General features: G+C 60.8%; 15 protein-coding genes, 2 tRNA genes and 3 rRNA genes. 2 read left to right on the forward strand and 18 right to left on the reverse strand.

Annotated features, from left to right (window positions below; all coding sequences use genetic code 11):
- Nucleotides 1-15: 15 nt before the first annotated feature.
- Genes KSS90_RS21995 through pilV form a run of 4 tightly spaced genes read right to left on the reverse strand, consistent with a single transcriptional unit; the run spans nt 16 to nt 1,874 of the window.
- The gene (locus tag KSS90_RS21995; RefSeq protein ID WP_217867255.1) at nt 16-414 is read right to left on the reverse strand and encodes a type IV pilin protein; all 399 of its coding nucleotides are present in this window, start codon (nt 412-414) and stop codon (nt 16-18) included.
- 1 nt (nt 415) lies between these two features.
- The gene (locus KSS90_RS22000) at nt 416-886 is read right to left on the reverse strand and encodes a hypothetical protein (protein WP_217867256.1); all 471 of its coding nucleotides are present in this window, start codon (nt 884-886) and stop codon (nt 416-418) included.
- Nucleotides 883-1,518 carry a PilW family protein gene (locus KSS90_RS22005; protein WP_217867257.1) on the reverse strand — a complete coding sequence of 212 codons (636 nt, stop codon included), beginning with the start codon at nt 1,516-1,518 and terminating at the stop codon, nt 883-885. The genes KSS90_RS22000 and KSS90_RS22005 overlap by 4 nt, the downstream gene beginning before the upstream one ends.
- Entirely contained in the window at nt 1,515-1,874 is a 360-nt protein-coding gene (gene pilV / locus KSS90_RS25700; protein ID WP_217867258.1) for a type IV pilus modification protein PilV, read from the reverse strand. Before pilV ends, KSS90_RS22005 begins: the two co-directional genes overlap by 4 nt.
- 138 nt (nt 1,875-2,012) lie before the next feature.
- Between pilV and KSS90_RS22015 the strand changes: the two genes are divergently transcribed.
- Complete coding sequence (locus KSS90_RS22015; RefSeq protein WP_217867259.1) at nt 2,013-2,462, forward strand: GspH/FimT family pseudopilin; 450 nt, start codon at nt 2,013-2,015, stop codon at nt 2,460-2,462.
- A 1-nt stretch (nt 2,463) separates the two neighbouring features.
- On the opposite strand, the gene ispH is transcribed toward KSS90_RS22015, so the two are convergent.
- The 6 genes from ispH to murJ form a co-directional block, all read right to left on the reverse strand.
- The gene (gene ispH / locus KSS90_RS22020) at nt 2,464-3,411 is read right to left on the reverse strand and encodes a 4-hydroxy-3-methylbut-2-enyl diphosphate reductase (RefSeq protein ID WP_217867260.1); all 948 of its coding nucleotides are present in this window, start codon (nt 3,409-3,411) and stop codon (nt 2,464-2,466) included.
- Nucleotides 3,412-3,425: 14 nt separating this feature from the next.
- Nucleotides 3,426-3,863 carry an FKBP-type peptidyl-prolyl cis-trans isomerase gene (locus KSS90_RS22025; RefSeq protein ID WP_023629753.1) on the reverse strand — a complete coding sequence of 146 codons (438 nt, stop codon included), beginning with the start codon at nt 3,861-3,863 and terminating at the stop codon, nt 3,426-3,428.
- Nucleotides 3,856-4,371, reverse strand: coding sequence for a signal peptidase II (lspA, locus tag KSS90_RS22030; protein ID WP_217867261.1), 516 nt, complete (start codon nt 4,369-4,371; stop codon nt 3,856-3,858). Before lspA ends, KSS90_RS22025 begins: the two co-directional genes overlap by 8 nt.
- A complete protein-coding gene (gene ileS, locus KSS90_RS22035; RefSeq protein WP_217867262.1) occupies nt 4,364-7,195 on the reverse strand; it encodes an isoleucine--tRNA ligase in 2,832 nt (943 codons plus the stop codon). Before ileS ends, lspA begins: the two co-directional genes overlap by 8 nt.
- A complete protein-coding gene (gene ribF, locus KSS90_RS22040; protein ID WP_102682160.1) occupies nt 7,192-8,142 on the reverse strand; it encodes a bifunctional riboflavin kinase/FAD synthetase in 951 nt (316 codons plus the stop codon). The genes ileS and ribF overlap by 4 nt, the downstream gene beginning before the upstream one ends.
- 118 nt (nt 8,143-8,260) lie before the next feature.
- Nucleotides 8,261-9,799, reverse strand: a complete 1,539-nt coding sequence (gene murJ, locus KSS90_RS22045; RefSeq protein ID WP_217867263.1) for a murein biosynthesis integral membrane protein MurJ — start codon at nt 9,797-9,799, stop codon at nt 8,261-8,263.
- A 249-nt stretch (nt 9,800-10,048) separates the two neighbouring features.
- Between murJ and rpsT the strand changes: the two genes are divergently transcribed.
- Nucleotides 10,049-10,327, forward strand: a complete 279-nt coding sequence (gene rpsT, locus KSS90_RS22050) for a 30S ribosomal protein S20 (RefSeq protein ID WP_023533220.1) — start codon at nt 10,049-10,051, stop codon at nt 10,325-10,327.
- Between the two features lie 208 nt (nt 10,328-10,535).
- Here the strand turns inward: rpsT and KSS90_RS22055 are convergent, their stop codons facing one another.
- The 8 genes from KSS90_RS22055 to KSS90_RS22090 form a co-directional block, all read right to left on the reverse strand.
- Nucleotides 10,536-12,836 (reverse strand): PqiB family protein, encoded by a 2,301-nt coding sequence (locus KSS90_RS22055; protein WP_046854157.1) that lies wholly within the window; start codon nt 12,834-12,836, stop codon nt 10,536-10,538.
- Nucleotides 12,829-13,452 carry a paraquat-inducible protein A gene (locus KSS90_RS22060; protein ID WP_217867264.1) on the reverse strand — a complete coding sequence of 208 codons (624 nt, stop codon included), beginning with the start codon at nt 13,450-13,452 and terminating at the stop codon, nt 12,829-12,831. The genes KSS90_RS22055 and KSS90_RS22060 overlap by 8 nt, the downstream gene beginning before the upstream one ends.
- Nucleotides 13,439-14,098, reverse strand: a complete 660-nt coding sequence (locus KSS90_RS22065) for a paraquat-inducible protein A (protein ID WP_046854155.1) — start codon at nt 14,096-14,098, stop codon at nt 13,439-13,441. The genes KSS90_RS22060 and KSS90_RS22065 overlap by 14 nt, the downstream gene beginning before the upstream one ends.
- A gap of 207 nt (nt 14,099-14,305) precedes the next feature.
- Nucleotides 14,306-14,421: ribosomal RNA gene (gene rrf, locus KSS90_RS22070) — 5S ribosomal RNA — on the reverse strand.
- A 134-nt stretch (nt 14,422-14,555) separates the two neighbouring features.
- Nucleotides 14,556-17,448, reverse strand: a 23S ribosomal RNA gene (locus KSS90_RS22075).
- Between the two features lie 245 nt (nt 17,449-17,693).
- Nucleotides 17,694-17,769, reverse strand: a tRNA-Ala gene (locus KSS90_RS22080).
- 23 nt (nt 17,770-17,792) lie between these two features.
- Nucleotides 17,793-17,869: transfer RNA gene (locus tag KSS90_RS22085), tRNA-Ile, on the reverse strand.
- 86 nt (nt 17,870-17,955) lie between these two features.
- Nucleotides 17,956-19,492, reverse strand: a 16S ribosomal RNA gene (locus KSS90_RS22090).
- Together the 16S, 23S and 5S rRNA genes with 2 tRNA genes alongside form the textbook arrangement of a ribosomal RNA operon.
- Nucleotides 19,493-19,630: the final 138 nt, after the last annotated feature.

Below are 19,630 nucleotides of genomic sequence, written 5' to 3' on the forward strand. Positions count from 1 at the left end.
GGCACCTTTTGATCTTCAGCTTCCCCAGCACGTCTGCTCGTCTTCGCTGCCGCCCGGATTATCACGCACGCCAGCGTGATCGAGGCGGAAGTCGCCACAGCGATCGTCCACCATGAACGTCTCCGTCACACGGCGGGCAAGCAGTATGAAAGCGTCTTCGTCGCGCTGTGCCTGCAGGCGGTAGTAGCGGCTGCCAGCCGACAATACCGTGACAAGTTGCTCGGTATCGGCATAGCCGCCGACATACGCGCGATGCTGTTCCAGGCGCAACGCCGCATCCTGCAGCAGCCCGACCACCTCGCCGCGCGCGGCACGGCGTAGCTGGTCGCTGTAACTGGGGTAGGCAATGGTTGCCAGCATGCCGATCAGCGCCACGACAATCAATAATTCGATCAGACCAAGACCCCGCTGCATGTCAGCCCTCCTCCAGGCGCTGACGCCAACTGATGCGCCCGATATTGCCCTGCCCGTCCACGGCATAGACCGCTTCCAGGAATTGCCGGCCCCGCAACTGACGGCTCAGCGCTGTGATCCGCACGAGGTCGACCCGCTCGTCCGGCGGCAGGCCGACGGCGCGGAGGGTTTGCCCCAGGTGCTGGAGCAGCACGTAGCCACTGTCGGTGCTTCGCCACGGCGCGGCAGGCGATACCGTCGGCAACTCAGGCGGCAGGCAGTTAATGCACAGCGCAGGCAACCCGCCTTGCAGCAATGCGGCCCCTTCCACCAGGCTCGCCTCGGCCTGCTCGAAAGCCTGCGCCCTACGCCATTGTTCGCCAACCTGCCGTGCCTGCAGCAATGCCTCGCGCATGCCCAGCGCGGTCAACAGGCCAAGCAGCAGGCTGAGGTTCAGGGCCAGCAACAGGACCACACCGCGCTCGCGACTCATACGCCTCCCTCAGGGTTGCGTACAGCCACACTCAACGTATGGCGCTGCTCCAGACCGTGATCGCGGTCCTGCATGAGCAGCTCGATATCGACACGACCGTCGTCATGGCGTATCCGCAGGGCCTGGACATTGTCGACCAAGCTGGCGTGCTGGACATTACTGGTAAACAACAAGCTGCCATTGCGCACCCGGTAGGTAACCCGGCGCACTGGCAAAGCCAGCAAGGCATCACCAGACACATGCTGCCCACGCTGGACCCGCGCCCAACTACGACAGTCGGTGAGCACGGTCCAGTCCGGCGCACCGAGCAACCCCGGTAGCTCGGCGCCCACCAGCGTCAGGCTGTCCGCGTTGACTTCGATCGGCCTGGCGAACGCCAACGCAGCCTCTGGATCGGCGAAGTCCGCCGCGTCCAGGCGCAGACAGCCGAACATGCCCGCCATACGGATATCCTCGGCCAGGCGCTGCAGGACCAAGCGAGCATCGTCCTGCAGCCTCGCCGAGGCGCCGTGCAGCCGCCAGGCCTGATAGGCCTGGCCGAACAACTGGCCCGCCGCCACCAGCAACAACGCTCCCAGAGCCACGGCCAGCAACACCTCGACCAACCCGACGCCCGCTTGCCCACGTCTCATGGCAGCACCCTGCCCTGTAGCTGCAAGGCAGGGCGCCCCCCAGGCAAGGCAGGCCAATGCACCTCGAGCGCCAGCATGTCGGCGTGACGCCTGATTCTCCCTTGCGCCGAGGTGCCGAGCGCCTCGGTGACCCGCACCCGCCAGGCACTCTCCTCCCCCGCGTCGAGCGTGCCGCTCGCCCTCACCCGCTCGAGCATGCCCTGGGCCAACTGCAACGCCTGACCGTCGCGCTGGGCACGCTCGACCGCCTGCATGCCGCGCACCTGCAAGGCCGCCGCGGCGAACATGCCAAGCGCCAGCACCATCATCGTCAACAGCACCTCCAGCAGCGTCATCCCGCCTTCCTTCGCTCGCATCATCACCCTCCAGGGATCTTTCCTCGCCCTCTGCCCGAACCGGCTGACTGGTGCCTTACACGGCCAGACCGGAAGCTACAGCGAAGCACTTCCAGGGAGGAATGCACGGTGAGGCAACAAGGCGTAACACTGCTACAAATGATGTGCGCACTGACGATTGGCAGTCTGCTGACACACCTAGGGATAACGGCCTACACAAAGCTCGGCGAAACCCTGCAACTGGCCGCCGTGGCCCGGGAACTGGCACAGGCGTTACGTGCTGCGCGTAACCAGGCCGCGCTGCAACGGCAGGCGCTGACGGTTCACCCATTGGAAGGTGACTGGGGCAAGGGTTGGCGTGTGTCGCAGGAACGCGACGGCCAGGTATTGCGCGAACATCGTCTGGCCAGGCCGGTGAAGGTAGTGGCCAGTTCCACGCGGGAGGTGCGCTTCAGCCGGCGGGGGGCGCCGGTAGGGGTCGGCTTTGGCGGCATCACGCTGAACATCTGCCAACGCAGCGGGCCTGGCAGCCAGCATCAGGTGGTGCTGAGCCCCAGTGGCCGGGTCAGCCTGCGCAGCGACGAGGGCCGCCGCTGTGCAGGTGACTGAGTCAGATCAGCGAGCGAACCCGCAGCTCCTTGGGCATCGAGAAGGTAATGTTCTCTTCGCGCCCGTCGAGCTCTTCGGCGCCGGTGGCGCCCCAGGCCTTGAGCTGCTCGATCACGCCACGCACCAACACCTCGGGCGCCGAGGCACCGGCGGTGATACCGATGCGTTCAGCACCGTCGAACCAGCTGCGTTGCAGGTCCTCGGCACCGTCGATCAAGTAGGCCGGCGTGCTCATGCGCTCGGCCAACTCGCGCAGGCGGTTGGAGTTGGAGCTGTTGGGGCTGCCGACCACCAGCACCACGTCACATTCGTCGGCCAGTTGCTTGACGGCGTCCTGGCGGTTTTGCGTGGCATAGCAGATGTCGTCCTTGCGCGGGCCGCCGATGTTCGGGAAGCGTGCGCGCAGGGCATCGATCACCCGGCTGGTATCGTCCATCGACAGGGTGGTCTGGGTGACGAAGGCCAGGTGATCCGGGTCGTTCACCTGCAACTGGGCGACATCCTCCTCGTCCTCGACGAGGTAGATGGCGCCGCCGTTGCTGGCGTCGTACTGGCCCATGGTGCCTTCGACTTCCGGGTGCCCTTCGTGGCCGATGAGGATGGTCTCACGGCCGTCGCGGCTGTACTTGGCAACTTCGATATGCACCTTGGTCACCAGCGGACAGGTGGCGTCGAACACCTTCAGGCCACGGCCGGCGGCTTCCTGGCGCACGGCCTGGGAAACACCATGGGCACTGAAGATGACAATGACGTCGTCCGGCACCTGGTCCAGCTCTTCGACGAAGATCGCGCCACGGTTGCGCAGGTCTTCGACCACGAACTTGTTGTGCACGACTTCGTGGCGCACATAGATCGGCGGGCCGAAGACTTCCAGGGCGCGGTTGACGATCTCGATCGCCCGGTCGACCCCGGCGCAGAAGCCGCGCGGGTTGGCGAGTTTGATTTGCATGCTCGGCTCCAGGCTCACACGGCCTTCACGTCGAGGATCTGCACCTCGAAGTTCAGGGTCTTGCCAGCCAGTGGATGGTTGAAATCGATGGTCACCTGGTTGTCGTCGAACGCTTTGACCACACCCGGCAGCTCGGTGTTGGCGGCGTCGTTGAAGATCACCAGTAGCCCTTCGGACAGCTCCATGCCTTCGAACTGCGAGCGCGGCATCACCTGCACGTTCTGCGGGTTGTGCTGGCCGAAGGCGTTCTCCGGGGCGATGCTCAGCTTGCGCTGGTCACCGGCCTTGAAGCCGAACAGGGCGTTCTCGAAGCCCGGCAGCAGGTTGCCGTCGCCGACCTTGAACGTGGCCGGGGCCTTGTCGAAGGTGCTGTCGACGGTGTCGCCGTTTTCCAGGTGCAGCGCGAAGTGCAGGGTGACTTCGGTGTTCTGGCCGATACGGGTCTCAGTCATGGACGGCTTCCTCGGACTTCTTGCTCTTGAACATATCCAGCGCCAGCATCACCGCGCCCACGGTGATGGCGCTGTCGGCCAGGTTGAAGGCCGGGAAGTAGTAGCGGTTCTGCCAATGCACCAGGATGAAGTCGACCACATGGCCGAGCACCACGCGGTCGTACAGGTTGCCCAATGCACCGCCCAGCACCAGGGCCAGGGCCACGGCCAGCCAGGTTTCGTCACGCCCCAGGCGCTTGAGCCAGACCACCAGCACGGCACTGACCACCACGGCGATCACGGCGAACAGCCAACGCTGCCAGCCGGAGCTATCGGCCAGGAAGCTGAACGCCGCGCCGGTGTTATAGGCCAGGGTCCAGCTGAAGTAGTCGGGGATGACCACGATCTGCTGGTACAGGCTCAGCGCGCCCTCGAAGTAGACCTTGGTGGCCTGGTCGAGGACCAGCACCACCAGGCTCAGCCAGAGCCAGGCAAGGCGCCCGAAGCGCCCCGCGGAAAGCTTAGGCATAGTGGCGCACCTCACCGGAACCGCTCAGGTTGTCGACGCAACGGGCGCAGATTTCCGGATGCTCCGGGTGGCTGCCAACATCGGCGCGGAAGTGCCAGCAACGGCCGCACTTGGCATGGCCAGACTTGACGACCTTCAGCTTGAGCCCTTCGACCTCGGTTGTCACGGCATCGGCCGGGGCCTGGACGAACGGCACCACGCTGGCCGCGGAGGTGATCAGCACGAAGCGCAGCTCGTCGCCGAGCTTGTTCAGGTCGGCGGTCAGGCCCTCTTCGGCGAACAGGGTGACCTCGGCCTGCAGGTTGCCGCCGATGACCTTGGCGGTACGCTGGTTCTCCAGCTCCTTGTTGACCGCCGCCTTGACTGCCATCACGCGGTCCCAGTAGGCACGGTCCAGCTCGGCGTCGGTCGGCAGTTCCGTCAGGCCCTGGTACCAGGTGTTGAGCATCACCGACTCGTTGCGCTCGCCCGGCAGGTACTGCCAGATCTCGTCGGCGGTGAACGCCAGGATCGGCGCGATCCAGCGCACCAGCGCCTCGCTGATGTGGTACAGCGCGGTCTGGCAGGAGCGGCGGGCGACACTGTTGGCGCCGGTGGTGTACTGGCGGTCCTTGATGATGTCGAGGTAGAAGCCACCGAGTTCCTGCACGCAGAAGTTGTGGATCTTCGAGTAGACGTTCCAGAAACGGTACTCACCGTAGTGTTCTTCCAGCTCGCGCTGCAGCAGCAGGGTGCGGTCGACCGCCCAACGGTCCAGGGCCAGCATGTCCTCGGCCGGCAGCAGGTCGCGGGCCGGGTCGAAGCCGGACAGGTTGGAGAGCAGGAAGCGCGCGGTGTTGCGGATGCGGCGGTAGGCGTCGGCGCTGCGCTGCAGGATCTGCTCGGAAACGGCCATCTCACCGGAGTAGTCGGTGGCGGACACCCACAGGCGCAGGATGTCGGCACCCAGGGTGTTGTTGACCTTTTCCGGCTCGATGGTGTTGCCCAGCGACTTGGACATCTTGCGGCCGTTCTCGTCCACGGTGAAGCCGTGGGTCAGCAGCTCGCGGTACGGCGCGTGGCCGTCGATGGCGCAGCCGGTCAGCAGCGAGGAGTGGAACCAGCCACGGTGCTGGTCGGAGCCTTCCAGGTACAGGTCGGCGCGCGGGCCGGTGGCGTGGCCGATATCGTGGGAGCCACGCAGCACGTGCCAGTGGGTGGTACCGGAGTCGAACCAGACATCGAGGGTGTCGGAAATCTTGTCGTACTGGCCGGCTTCATCGCCCAGCAGTTCTGCAGCATCCAGCTTGAACCAGGCCTCGATGCCTTGCTGCTCGACGCGCTTGGCCACTTCCTCCATCAGCTCGACGGTACGCGGGTGCAGCTCACCGGTCTGCTTGTCCAGGAAGAACGGGATCGGCACGCCCCAGTTACGCTGACGCGAGATGCACCAGTCCGGGCGGTTGGCGATCATCGAGTGCAGGCGCGCCTGGCCCCAGGCCGGAACGAACTTGGTCTCTTCGATGGCCTTGAGCGAGCGCTCGCGCAGGTTGTCGCCGCTGGTGGGCTGCTTGTCCATGCCAACGAACCACTGCGCGGTGGCGCGGTAGATCAGCGGGGTCTTGTGGCGCCAGCAGTGCATGTAGCTGTGGCTGATGGTCTCGGTGTGCATCAGCGCGCCGACTTCGCTGAGCTTGTCGACGATGGCCGGGTTGGCCTTCCAGATGAACTGGCCGCCGAAGAACGGCAGCGACTCGACGTACACGCCGTTGCTCTGCACTGGGGTGAGGATATCGTCGTTGACCATGCCGTAGCGCTTGCAGGTGACGAAGTCGTCTTCACCATAGGCGGGCGAGGAATGCACCACGCCGGTACCGGCGCCCAGCTCGACGTATTCGGCCAGGTAGATCGGCGACAGGCGATCGTAGAACGGGTGACGGAAGTTGATCAGCTCGAGGGCCGAACCCGGGGCGGTGGCGATCACCGAACCTTCCAGCGCATAGCGCTTCAGGCACGACTCGACCAGCTCCTCGGCGAGCACCAGCAGGCGCTCGCCGGTATCGACCAGGGCGTAGGTGAAGTCCGGGTGGATGTTCAGCGCCTGGTTGGCCGGGATGGTCCACGGGGTGGTGGTCCAGATCACGATGGCGGCGGGCTTGGCCAGCGCGGCCAGGCCGAAGGCCGCGGCCAGCTTGGCCTCGTCGGCGACCGGGAAGGCGACGTCGATGGTCTGGGATTTCTTGTCGGCGTACTCGACTTCGGCTTCGGCCAGGGCCGAACCGCAATCGAAGCACCAGTTCACCGGCTTCAGGCCCTTGAACACGAAGCCTTGCTTGACCATCTCGGCCAGGGCGCGGATCTCGCCGGCCTCGTTGGCGAAGTTCATGGTCTTGTACGGGTTGTCCCAGTCACCCAGCACACCCAGGCGGATGAACTCGGTCTTCTGCCCCTCGATCTGCTCGGCGGCGTACTCGCGGCACAGCTCGCGGGTGCGGTCGGCGGTCAGGTGCTTGCCATGGGTGACCTCGACCTTGTGCTCGATCGGCAGGCCGTGGCAGTCCCAGCCCGGTACGTACGGGGCGTCGAAGCCCGACAGGGTCTTCGAACGGACAATCATGTCCTTGAGAATCTTGTTCAGCGCATGACCGATATGGATCTTGCCGTTGGCATAGGGCGGGCCGTCGTGCAGGACGAACTTCGGACGATCCTTGCCAATTTCGCGCAGCTTCTGGTACAGGCCAATGCTGTCCCAGCGCTGCAGGATCTGCGGTTCGCGCTGAGGCAGGCCGGCCTTCATGGGGAAGGCGGTGTCCGGAAGGTTAAGCGTGGCTTTGTAGTCGGTCATTTCAGGCTCTTCGTTAGCGGTTGAGCGTGCCAGTGGGCACGTGCGGCGGCGATGTCCGCGTCGATCGCCGACTTCAGCGCCTCCAGGGAGGCGAAACGCTGCTCTTCACGCAGCTTGTGGTGGAATTCCACCGTCAGGCGCCGGCCATAGAGGTCACCGGCGTAGTCCAGGAGATGAATCTCCAGGTGAGGACGCCCGTCACCGGCGACGGTGGGACGTACTCCGATATTGCCGACACCCGGCCACTGCTGGCCGTCGATCTCGATGCTGGCCAGGTAGACCCCGGACAGCGGCACGCGACGGCGCTTGAGCTGGATATTGGCGGTAGGTGTGCCGAGCTGGCGGGCCAGCTTCTGGCCATGCAGCACGCGGCCGGTAATGCGGTACGGGCGGCCCAGCAGATGTTCGGCCAGCTCGAAGTTGCCATCGGCCAAGGCCTTGCGCACTTCGGTGCTGCTGACCCGCAGGCCGTCCTGGATGACGGTGTTGGCCGCCTCGACGCTGAAACCATGGCGTTTTCCGGCTTCGGTGAGGAAGGCGAAATCACCGGCGCGGTCGCAACCGAAGCGGAAGTCGTCGCCCACTTCTAGGTGGCGCACGCCCAGGCCATCGACCAGCACCGCCTTGACGAACTGCTCGGCGCTGAGCTGGCTCAGGCGCTGGTTGAACGACAGGCACAGCACCCGGTCGATGCCCTCGCCGGCCAGCAGCTCGACCTTGTCACGCAGGCGCGCCAGGCGGGCCGGCGCGGTGTCCGGGGCGAAATACTCGCGAGGCTGTGGCTCGAAGATCACCACGCAGGTGGGTAGGCCGAGTTCCTGGCCACGTTCGCGCAGGCGTGCGAGGATCGCCTGGTGGCCGCGGTGGACCCCGTCGAAGTTGCCAATGGTGGCGACACAGCCCCGGTGCTCGGGGCGCAGGTTGTGAAGACCTCGAACCAGCTGCATAACGCGCTTCTTGCTCATAAAGTGGCCGATTATAACCACACCCGGGCGCTGGTGACAGGCAGCAGCGCCACCCTGGAGTGTGGAATGCGAAAAACCGACGCCTGACCCTTTTCGCGCCTCAGTGCAACGCCTTGCGGGCGAAGTGCCGTGGGCGGAAACCACACAGGTACAGGCAACCAAAGTAGGTCACCACGCCGGCGACGATCAGGGCACCCAGGCGCACGAAGCGCTCGAGCATGTTGCCCTGCTCCCAGGCCGGCAGGTAGTGCATGCCCAGCAACAGCACGCCCGACATCAGCGCCACCGCCAGCACCAGCTTGAGCAGGAACATCGCCCAGCCAGGTTGCGGCTGGAACAGTTGCTGGCTGCGCAGCCTCCAGTACAACAGGCCGGCGTTCAGGCAGGCACCCAGGCTGATCGCCAGGGCCAGCCCGGCATGGGCCAACGGGCCGACCAGGGCCAGGTTAAGCAACTGCGTGCAGACCAGGGTAAAGACGGCGATCTTCACCGGTGTGCGGATATTCTGCTGCGCATAGAAGCCAGGTGCCAGCACCTTGACCAGGATGATCGCCATCAGCCCCACCGAATACGCGACCAGCGCGCGCTGGGTCATCGCGGCGTCGAAGGCAGTGAACTTGCCGTACTGGAACAACGCCACGGTCAGCGGTTCGGCGAGGATGCCCAGGGCCAGGGTGCAGGGCAGCACCAGCAGGAAGCACAGGCGCAGGCCCCAGTCGAGGATCCGCGAATACTCCTCACGATCCTTATTTGCGTAGGTCTTGGCCAAGGTCGGCAGCAGGATGGTGCCCAGGGCCACGCCCAGCACGCCGGAGGGCAGCTCCATGAGGCGGTCGGCGTAGTACATCCACGATACCGAGCCGGCCACCAGGAAGGAGGCGAAGATGGTGTTGATGATCAGCGAGATCTGGCTCACCGATACGCCGAGGATCGCCGGCAGCATCTGCTTGAGCACGCGCCACACGCCGGTATCGCGTAGGTTCAGGCGCGGCAGTACGAGCATGCCGATCTTCTTCAGCGCCGGCAGCTGGTACAGCAGTTGCGCCAGGCCTCCGGCCAGCACGCCCCAAGCCAGGGCCATGATCGGTGGGTCGAAGTAGGGAGTGAGCAGCACGGCGAAGGCGATCATCGCCACGTTGAGCAGCGTGGGGGTGAACGCCGGCACGCTGAAGCGGTTCCAGGTGTTGAGGATCGCGCCTACCAGCGACGACAACGAGATCAGCAATATATAAGGAAAGGTCACCCGCAATAGCGACGTGGTCAGCTCGTATTTCTCCGCGCTGTCGACGAAACCCGGTGCCGTGACCCAGACCACCCAGGGCGCGGCGAGGATGCCAATGGCGGTGACCAGCGCCAGGATCAGGGTCAGCAGGCCGCTGACGTAGGCAACGAACGTACGCGTGGCCTCCTCGCCCTGCTGGGTCTTGTACTCGGCGAGGATCGGCACGAAGGCCTGGGAGAACGCGCCTTCGGCGAAGATCCGCCGCAGCAGGTTGGGTAGTTTGAAAGCGATGAAGAAGGCGTCGGTGGCGATGCCGGCGCCAAACACCCGCGCCAGGATGGTGTCGCGTACGAAGCCGAGCACCCGGGAAATCATGGTGATGGAGCTGACCGCGGCCAGGGATTTGAGCAGGTTCATCGAAAAGTTTCACGCCAGGGGCAGAGGACGCTGCCAGACAGCGTCCGAATGTGCGATACTCCCGCGCCTTCGCAGGGTAGCCAAAACTCCCGAGTTTACAGGTCGTGCGACAGAAAGGAATATTTCCCTCCTGTTGGCTCACCACTCGGCGGAACCTTGCAGGTGGCCTTGACATCCGCTCGACTCATCGGCATGATTCGCGGCCTATTTTGTTTGCTATTTACCTAAAGTCTTTCGAGGAGCTCGACGGTGGCCAACTCACCTTCCGCCAAGAAACGTGCAAAACAGGCTGAGAAGCGTCGCAGCCACAACGCCAGCCTGCGTTCCATGGTCCGTACCTACATCAAGAATGTAGTCAAGGCCATCGACGCAAAAGACGCCGAAAAAGCGCAAGCCGCTTACGTTCTGGCTGTACCTGTAATCGACCGTATGGCCGACAAGGGCATCATCCACAAGAACAAAGCTGCTCGCCACAAAGGCCGTCTGAATGGCCACATCAAGGCACTGAAAGAAGCTGCAGCTGCCTAAGCGACGTTCTTGTCGAAAAAACCGACCCTAGGGTCGGTTTTTTTATGCCTGTGATTGTCTCGTTACTCGCCAAACCTGCATCAGCGTTAGTGCCTTTGAGTTAGCCGGCAAGCCTGCGGCGACAGAATGTCGTATGGCCTGAGCCCTACGCGGTCGGTGTGGGAGCCGGCTCGCCGACGAAAGGGCCGCATAGCGGCCCACTCCATCATTACTTGCCGATCTGAATCTTCGGCGCCCACTGCATCCACTCATCCTCCGGCTTGTCGAACAGCGCGAAGGTCTGTTGCGGGCGCGCCGGGTTACCCATCTGCTCGCCATCGGGCGTGGCGAAAGCAATCCCACCCTCGATCAAGGTCTCCACCGACTCGGTGCGCACCGTGGCGCCCTTGAACAAGCCCCAGTCGAAGCCGAACCCACTGCTGTTCCAGAAGCGGCTGCCGCCACGCACCAGGCCGGCGTAGCGGGGCTCGATAAGGATGTGGATAAGTACCCGGTCGGCGGTCTGGCCCAGCTCGAAGCCGGTGACCTTGCCCACTGCGATCTCACGGTAGGTGACCGGCACGCCCGGCTTGATCGAGCCACGACGCGCCGCGCTCAAGGTCAGCGGCAGGCCGACCTCCTCGCCTTTCACCTCGGGAGCATCGCTCAGGGCGATGAAGTCTCGCTGCGGCCCCTTGTCCTTGAGCGCTGGCAGCACCTCCAGGTATTGGCCGCCGATCAGCGTGTCGAGATTCTGAGTACGCACCAGCCCCAAGGCAGGCTTGACCACCCAGAACTGCGTACCGGTGCGGGCGATACGCTCGGCCGCCTGGGTAATCCGCGCACGGAGCAGGACCGCCTGCAGGTCGCCGGTCAGGTCGACGCTCTCGACGCTGCCCACGTCCAGGCCGCGGAAGCGGATCGGCGTGCCCGGCTTCAGGCCATCGGCGCGGTCCACGCGAATGGTGATCAGGGTACCGGCCCGGTTGGCCGCGTCCTGGCTTTCATGCAGGCGGAATCGCGGAATACGACGCTTGAGCGGTACATCCGGCTTCGGCGTGTCGAAGGCGATACCACCGGCCATGAGCGTCTGCAGCGACTCACTCTTGACCTGGATACCCGACAGGCCACCGGTCAGGGTGATGCCACTGGCATTCCAGAAACGCGTGGAACCGTTGACCAGGTTGGCGTATTCCTTCTCGATATGCACACCGATCAGGATGCGCTTGCTGTTGCGGGCGAACTGGTAGCTCTGCACGCTGCCCACGCGCACCTGGCGGTACATCACCGGGCTGCCCACTTCCAGCGAGCCCAGGGTGTCGGCGAACAGCACCATATGCAGGCCAGGGGCCTTCAGGTCCAGTGGTGGTGCCTTGGGACGCGCCTCGAACTCGCGCAGGGGCTTGGCGCCCGGCTCGCCCGGGCGCACCGCAATGTAGTTACCCTTCACCAATGCCTCGAGGCCTGTGATCCCGGCAAGCGAGATCGACGGCTTGACCACCCAGAACTGCGTGCCTTCGACCAGGTAGTCCTCGGCCAGCGGATCCAGGGTCAGCTCGGCCGTTGCGCTGGTAAGATCACCTTCGACCTTGAGATCCTTGAGCGTGCCCACCTGGATGCCCTTGTACAGCACCGGTGTACGCCCCTTCTGCAAGCCTTCGAAGTCACTGAGCTTGACCTTGACGCGGATGCCGGCCTGGGCCGCGTCGAAGTCCTCGTACAAGCGGAACGGCAGGCTTGGATCGGTGGGCGGGCTGTCCTTGCGATTCTCCGGCGTTGCAAAGGCGATGCCCCCGGCCACGATGCTCGACAGCGATTCAGTGCGCACCTTGACCCCGGACAGGTCGGCATCGATGCTGACGCCGCTGGCGTTCCAGAAACGCGTGTGCTTGCGCACCAGGCTGGCGTAGGCCGGTGCGATGAACACCTTGATCTCCACCGTGCCCTGATCCTCGGACAGGCGATAGCTCTTCACCCGACCGACCTGGATCTGCTTGTAGAAGATCGGGCTGTCGCGGTTTAGCGAGCCCAGTCGCTCGGCCTTGAGCGTCAGGTGCAAGCCAGGCTCGGCATCGGACAATGGCGGTGCTTCCTTGAGCGCGGTAAAGCGCTTGGTCGGTTCACCCTCCCCGGGATCGACGGCGATGTAGTTACCTGAAACCAGCGTCTCCAGGCCCGAGATACCTGCCAGGCTGACGCTTGGCTTGACCAGCCAGAAGCGCGTGCCCTTGGTCAGGTGCGGACCGGCTTCCTTGCGCATCTCGATGGTGGCGACGACGCCACGGTTGTCCCCTTTGTCATCCAGCACCAGGGCGACCACCTTGCCCACCGACATGCCTTTGTAGATGACCTCGGTCTTGTTGGCGACGATGCCCTCGCCACTCTCGAAGCGTACCTGGATCTCGATGCCGGCATCCTTGTAGGCTTGCCAGGCCAGCCAGCCACCGATCGCCAAGGCAATCAGCGGCAGGATCCAGATGGCCGACCAGTTCGAAGCTGGGCGGGTTTTAGCCGTAGGCAAGTCACTCATGGTCGTCATCCGACTCCGTGTTGTCCCAGATCAGTCGGGGATCGAAAGTTAAAGCGGCGAGCATCGTCAGGATCACCACGGAGGCGAAGGCGACGGCGCCCAGGTTGGCTTCGACACTGGCGATGCGGCCGAAATTCACCACGGCCACGAGAATGGCGATGACGAAGATATCCAGCATCGACCAGCGGCCGATGAACTCGATGAAGCGGTACATCAGGATGCGCTGCCGCGCCGACAGCGGCTGGTGGCGTTGCACCGAATAGAGCAGCAGGGCGATACCCACCAGCTTGAAGGTGGGCACCAGGATGCTGGCGATGAACACCACCGCGGCGATCGGCAACATGCCGTGCTTCATCAGGGTGATGACGCCAGACATGATGGTGTCCGGGCTGCCCTGCCCCAAGGCGCTGACGGTCATGATCGGCAGCACGTTGGCCGGGATATAGAGGATCATCGACGTGATCAGCAGCGCCCAGGTGCGCACGATGCTGTTGGGCCGCCGAGCATGCACCACCGCCCCGCATCGGGTGCAGGTCTGCGAGGTGCTGCCGGGCTCATGGCGGTTCAGCTCATGGCATTCATTGCAGACCAGGATGCCTGCATCAATCGCCCGCATGGACGTCCTCCCCCGACAAGGCCACCCAGATCTGGTGCGGCGACATCACCACCTCGAGCCAGACCTGCACCAGCAGCAGGCTGATGAAGCAGAACAGGCCCAGGCCGATGCTCAGCTCGGCCAGGTCGACCAGCTTGACGATGGCCACCAGCACGCCCATGAAGTAGACCTCGAGCATCCCCCACTCACGCAGGTGGTGGTAGATACGATAGATCAGCAGGCCATAGCTGCGGCCGAAGTCGAGCCGGATGCTCAGCAACACCGCTAGCTGGCACAGCAGCTTGAGCAGGGGAATGGCCATGCTGCACAGGAACACGACCACGGCAATGCCGCGCATCCCTGAATTGTACAGGCCGAGCACGCCGCTCCAGACCGTGTCGTCGGAGGTCTGGCCAAGCAGGTGCAACTGCATGATCGGCAGGAAGTTGGCCGGCACGTACAGCAGCAGGGCCGTCAGCACCAGGGCGAGGCTGCGGTTGACCAGGTTGTGGCGATGGGCATACAGCTCGTAGCCACAACGTGGGCATTGCGCCTTTTCGTCAGTCTGCAGCGAGACTTTGCGCATCAGCAGGTCGCACTCGTGGCAGGCCACCAGTTCATCCAGCGGCAGCTGCGCGAGCGCTTCGGGTTCGACAGGGTTAGGCATAAAGGGGTTCTGAATGGATGCGTCGGCTCTATTCTAGTGTTCCGACTCGAATTGTGGGAGATGGCCAGTATGAGGAACTGTATCGGTATTCGAGTCACATTTTCCGTGAGCACGACGCATCGCCGGCAAGCCGGCTCCCACAGTGTTTTCCAGGCACAAAGACAAAACCCCTACCTGCTCGCGCAGATAGGGGTTTTGCGAAATGAATCTTGACGATGACCTACTCTCACATGGGGAAACCCCACACTACCATCGGCGATGCATCGTTTCACTGCTGAGTTCGGGATGAGATCAGGTGGTTCCAATGCTCTATGGTCGTCAAGAAATTCGGTTGCCAGTATGTCCTTGCAGACATGCCAGCCAATTCGGATATGCGATATTTGTGGTCTTACGAATCTTCGGTTGCTTCGTCTTCACCACCACAATTCGGCTTACGCGCAAATTGCTTGGGTGTTATATGGTCAAGCCTCACGGGCAATTAGTATTGGTTAGCTCAACGCCTCACAGCGCTTACACACCCAACCTATCAACGTCGTAGTCTTCGACGGCCCTTCAGGGAGCTCAAGGCTCCAGTGAGATCTCATCTTGAGGCAAGTTTCCCGCTTAGATGCTTTCAGCGGTTATCTCTTCCGAACATAGCTACCCGGCAATGCCACTGGCGTGACAACCGGAACACCAGAGGTTCGTCCACTCCGGTCCTCTCGTACTAGGAGCAGCCCCTCTCAAATCTCAAACGTCCACGGCAGATAGGGACCGAACTGTCTCACGACGTTCTAAACCCAGCTCGCGTACCACTTTAAATGGCGAACAGCCATACCCTTGGGACCGGCTTCAGCCCCAGGATGTGATGAGCCGACATCGAGGTGCCAAACACCGCCGTCGATATGAACTCTTGGGCGGTATCAGCCTGTTATCCCCGGAGTACCTTTTATCCGTTGAGCGATGGCCCTTCCATACAGAACCACCGGATCACTAAGACCTACTTTCGTACCTGCTCGACGTGTGTGTCTCGCAGTCAAGCGCGCTTTTGCCTTTATACTCTACGACCGATTTCCGACCGGTCTGAGCGCACCTTCGTACTCCTCCGTTACTCTTTGGGAGGAGACCGCCCCAGTCAAACTACCCACCATACACTGTCCTCGATCCGGATAACGGACCTGAGTTAGAACCTCAAGGTTGCCAGGGTGGTATTTCAAGGATGGCTCCATGAGAACTGGCGTCCCCACTTCAAAGCCTCCCACCTATCCTACACAAGCAAGCTCAAAGTCCAGTGCAAAGCTATAGTAAAGGTTCACGGGGTCTTTCCGTCTAGCCGCGGATACACTGCATCTTCACAGCGATTTCAATTTCACTGAGTCTCGGGTGGAGACAGCGCCGCCATCGTTACGCCATTCGTGCAGGTCGGAACTTACCCGACAAGGAATTTCGCTACCTTAGGACCGTTATAGTTACGGCCGCCGTTTACCGGGGCTTCGATCAAGAGCTTCGCTTGCGCTAACCCCATCAATTAACCTTCCGGCACCGGGCAGGCGTCACACCCTATACGTCCACTTTCGTGTTTGCAGAGTGCTGTGTTTTTAATAAACAGTCGCAGCGGCCTGGTATCTTCGACCGGCGTGGGCTTACGCAGCAAGTGCTTCACCCTCACCGGCGCACCTTCTCCCGAAGTTACGGTGCCATTTTGCCTAGTTCCTTCACCCGAGTTCTCTCAAGCGCCTTGGTATTCTCTACCTAACCACCTGTGTCGGTTTGGGGTACGGTTCCCAGTTATCTGAAGCTTAGGAGCTTTTCTTGGAAGCATGGCATCAACCACTTCGCGCTCTAAAGAGCACTCGTCATCAGCTCTCGGCCTTAAGATCCCGGATTTGCCTAAGATCTCAGCCTACCACCTTAAACTTGGACAACCAACGCCAAGCTGGCCTAGCCTTCTCCGTCCCTCCATCGCAATAACTGGAAGTACAGGAATATTAACCTGTTTTCCATCGACTACGCTTTTCAGCCTCGCCTTAGGGACCGACTAACCCTGCGTCGATTAACGTTGCGCAGGAAACCTTGGTCTTTCGGCGTGCGAGTTTTTCACTCGCATTGTCGTTACTCATGTCAGCATTCGCACTTCTGATACCTCCAGCAAGCTTCTCAACTCACCTTCACAGGCTTACAGAACGCTCCTCTACCGCATCACCAAAGGTGATACCCGTAGCTTCGGTGCATGGTTTGAGCCCCGTTACATCTTCCGCGCAGGCCGACTCGACTAGTGAGCTATTACGCTTTCTTTAAAGGGTGGCTGCTTCTAAGCCAACCTCCTAGCTGTCTAAGCCTTCCCACATCGTTTCCCACTTAACCATGACTTTGGGACCTTAGCTGACGGTCTGGGTTGTTTCCCTTTTCACGACGGACGTTAGCACCCGCCGTGTGTCTCCCATGCTCGGCACTTGTAGGTATTCGGAGTTTGCATCGGTTTGGTAAGTCGGGATGACCCCCTAGCCGAAACAGTGCTCTACCCCCTACAGTGATACATGAGGCGCTACCTAAATAGCTTTCGAGGAGAACCAGCTATCTCCGAGCTTGATTAGCCTTTCACTCCGATCCACAGGTCATCCGCTAACTTTTCAACGGTAGTCGGTTCGGTCCTCCAGTCAGTGTTACCTAACCTTCAACCTGCCCATGGATAGATCGCCCGGTTTCGGGTCTATACCCAGCGACTAAAGCGCCCTATTAAGACTCGCTTTCGCTACGCCTCCCCTATTCGGTTAAGCTCGCCACTGAATATAAGTCGCTGACCCATTATACAAAAGGTACGCAGTCACCTAACAAAGTAGGCTCCCACTGCTTGTACGCATACGGTTTCAGGTTCTATTTCACTCCCCTCTCCGGGGTTCTTTTCGCCTTTCCCTCACGGTACTGGTTCACTATCGGTCAGTCAGTAGTATTTAGCCTTGGAGGATGGTCCCCCCATGTTCAGACAAAGTTTCTCGTGCTCCGTCCTACTCGATTTCACTGGCAAGAGATTTTCGTGTACGGGGCTATCACCCACTATGGCCGCACTTTCCAGAGCGTTCCACTAATCTCAAACCAGCTTAAGGGCTGGTCCCCGTTCGCTCGCCACTACTAAGGGAATCTCGGTTGATTTCTTTTCCTCAGGGTACTTAGATGTTTCAGTTCCCCTGGTTCGCCTCTTGCACCTATGTATTCAGTACAAGATACTCAGCTTATGCTGAGTGGGTTCCCCCATTCAGAGATCTCTGGATCACAGTCTGTTTGCCGACTCCCCAAAGCTTATCGCAGGCTACCACGTCTTTCATCGCCTCTGACTGCCAAGGCATCCACCGTATGCGCTTCTTCACTTGACCATATAACCCCAAGCAATCTGGTTATACTGTGAAGACGACATTCGCCGAAAATTCGTACGTCGCGCTTTCGCGCAGAACTCACAAATTTTACCTTAGCCTGATCCACCAGCAGTGAAACTGGTGTTCAGTCTATTTCTATCACATATCCGAATTTTTAAAGAACGATCTGACAAAAGTCAGAAATCAACATTCATCACCGAATGTTCATTTCTAAGTTCTGAGCAGTGCTGCGAAACCTGAAAGAGTGGTGGAGCCAAGCGGGATCGAACCGCTGACCTCCTGCGTGCAAGGCAGGCGCTCTCCCAGCTGAGCTATGGCCCCATTGACCAGCCGCACCAAGTAATTGGTAGGTCTGGGCAGATTTGAACTGCCGACCTCACCCTTATCAGGGGTGCGCTCTAACCAACTGAGCTACAGACCTATAACAGGGTCGCGTTACAGCATCGTCTTTACACAATGAATCAAGCAATTCGTGTGGGAGCTCATCAGCAGGCTGATGTCTTCGATTAAGGAGGTGATCCAGCCGCAGGTTCCCCTACGGCTACCTTGTTACGACTTCACCCCAGTCATGAATCACACCGTGGTAACCGTCCTCCCGAAGGTTAGACTAGCTACTTCTGGTGCAACCCACTCCCATGGTGTGACGGGCGGTGTGTACAAGGCCCGGGAACGTATTCACCGCAACATTCTGATTTGCGATTACTAGCGATTCCGACTTCACGCAGTCGAGTTGCAGACTGCGATCCGGACTACGATCGGTTTTGTGAGATTAGCTCCACCTCGCGGCTTGGCAACCCTCTGTACCGACCATTGTAGCACGTGTGTAGCCCAGGCCGTAAGGGCCATGATGACTTGACGTCATCCCCACCTTCCTCCGGTTTGTCACCGGCAGTCTCCTTAGAGTGCCCACCATAACGTGCTGGTAACTAAGGACAAGGGTTGCGCTCGTTACGGGACTTAACCCAACATCTCACGACACGAGCTGACGACAGCCATGCAGCACCTGTGTCAGAGTTCCCGAAGGCACCAATCCATCTCTGGAAAGTTCTCTGCATGTCAAGGCCTGGTAAGGTTCTTCGCGTTGCTTCGAATTAAACCACATGCTCCACCGCTTGTGCGGGCCCCCGTCAATTCATTTGAGTTTTAACCTTGCGGCCGTACTCCCCAGGCGGTCAACTTAATGCGTTAGCTGCGCCACTAAAATCTCAAGGATTCCAACGGCTAGTTGACATCGTTTACGGCGTGGACTACCAGGGTATCTAATCCTGTTTGCTCCCCACGCTTTCGCACCTCAGTGTCAGTATCAGTCCAGGTGGTCGCCTTCGCCACTGGTGTTCCTTCCTATATCTACGCATTTCACCGCTACACAGGAAATTCCACCACCCTCTACCATACTCTAGCTCGCCAGTTTTGGATGCAGTTCCCAGGTTGAGCCCGGGGCTTTCACATCCAACTTAACGAACCACCTACGCGCGCTTTACGCCCAGTAATTCCGATTAACGCTTGCACCCTCTGTATTACCGCGGCTGCTGGCACAGAGTTAGCCGGTGCTTATTCTGTCGGTAACGTCAAAATTGCACGGTATTAACGTACAACCCTTCCTCCCAACTTAAAGTGCTTTACAATCCGAAGACCTTCTTCACACACGCGGCATGGCTGGATCAGGCTTTCGCCCATTGTCCAATATTCCCCACTGCTGCCTCCCGTAGGAGTCTGGACCGTGTCTCAGTTCCAGTGTGACTGATCATCCTCTCAGACCAGTTACGGATCGTCGCCTAGGTGAGCCATTACCTCACCTACTAGCTAATCCGACCTAGGCTCATCTGATAGCGCAAGGCCCGAAGGTCCCCTGCTTTCTCCCGTAGGACGTATGCGGTATTAGCGTTCCTTTCGAAACGTTGTCCCCCACTACCAGGCAGATTCCTAGGCATTACTCACCCGTCCGCCGCTGAATCAAGGAGCAAGCTCCCGTCATCCGCTCGACTTGCATGTGTTAGGCCTGCCGCCAGCGTTCAATCTGAGCCATGATCAAACTCTTCAGTTCAATACTGCTTGGGTTTTTAAGAAACCCTAAACTTGGCTCAGCAATCTCAAATGACTATGTGATTTCTCGCATGGCCACTTGTGATGCTGATAATCTTGGCGACTATCAGTCCATACTCACAAGCACCCACACGAATTG

Origin of the sequence: Pseudomonas maumuensis (genome assembly GCF_019139675.1) — a bacterium.
Taxonomy (GTDB): Bacteria; Pseudomonadota; Gammaproteobacteria; order Pseudomonadales; family Pseudomonadaceae; genus Aquipseudomonas; species Aquipseudomonas maumuensis.

Coding starts and splice junctions, on each gene's coding strand:
- murJ (WP_217867263.1), bottom strand. CDS start 9,799: ATGAACCTGCTCAAATCCCTGGCCGCGGTCAGCTCCATCACCATGATT.
- KSS90_RS22025 (WP_023629753.1), bottom strand. CDS start 3,863: ATGACTGAGACCCGTATCGGCCAGAACACCGAAGTCACCCTGCACTTC.
- pilV (WP_217867258.1), bottom strand. CDS start 1,874: ATGCGAGCGAAGGAAGGCGGGATGACGCTGCTGGAGGTGCTGTTGACG.
- ispH (WP_217867260.1), bottom strand. CDS start 3,411: ATGCAAATCAAACTCGCCAACCCGCGCGGCTTCTGCGCCGGGGTCGAC.
- ileS (WP_217867262.1), bottom strand. CDS start 7,195: ATGACCGACTACAAAGCCACGCTTAACCTTCCGGACACCGCCTTCCCC.
- KSS90_RS21995 (WP_217867255.1), bottom strand. CDS start 414: ATGCAGCGGGGTCTTGGTCTGATCGAATTATTGATTGTCGTGGCGCTG.
- KSS90_RS22005 (WP_217867257.1), bottom strand. CDS start 1,518: ATGAGACGTGGGCAAGCGGGCGTCGGGTTGGTCGAGGTGTTGCTGGCC.
- KSS90_RS22000 (WP_217867256.1), bottom strand. CDS start 886: ATGAGTCGCGAGCGCGGTGTGGTCCTGTTGCTGGCCCTGAACCTCAGC.
- ribF (WP_102682160.1), bottom strand. CDS start 8,142: ATGCAGCTGGTTCGAGGTCTTCACAACCTGCGCCCCGAGCACCGGGGC.
- KSS90_RS22015 (WP_217867259.1), top strand. CDS start 2,013: ATGATGTGCGCACTGACGATTGGCAGTCTGCTGACACACCTAGGGATA.
- lspA (WP_217867261.1), bottom strand. CDS start 4,371: ATGCCTAAGCTTTCCGCGGGGCGCTTCGGGCGCCTTGCCTGGCTCTGG.
- KSS90_RS22060 (WP_217867264.1), bottom strand. CDS start 13,452: ATGCGGGCGATTGATGCAGGCATCCTGGTCTGCAATGAATGCCATGAG.
- KSS90_RS22055 (WP_046854157.1), bottom strand. CDS start 12,836: ATGAGTGACTTGCCTACGGCTAAAACCCGCCCAGCTTCGAACTGGTCG.
- KSS90_RS22065 (WP_046854155.1), bottom strand. CDS start 14,098: ATGCCTAACCCTGTCGAACCCGAAGCGCTCGCGCAGCTGCCGCTGGAT.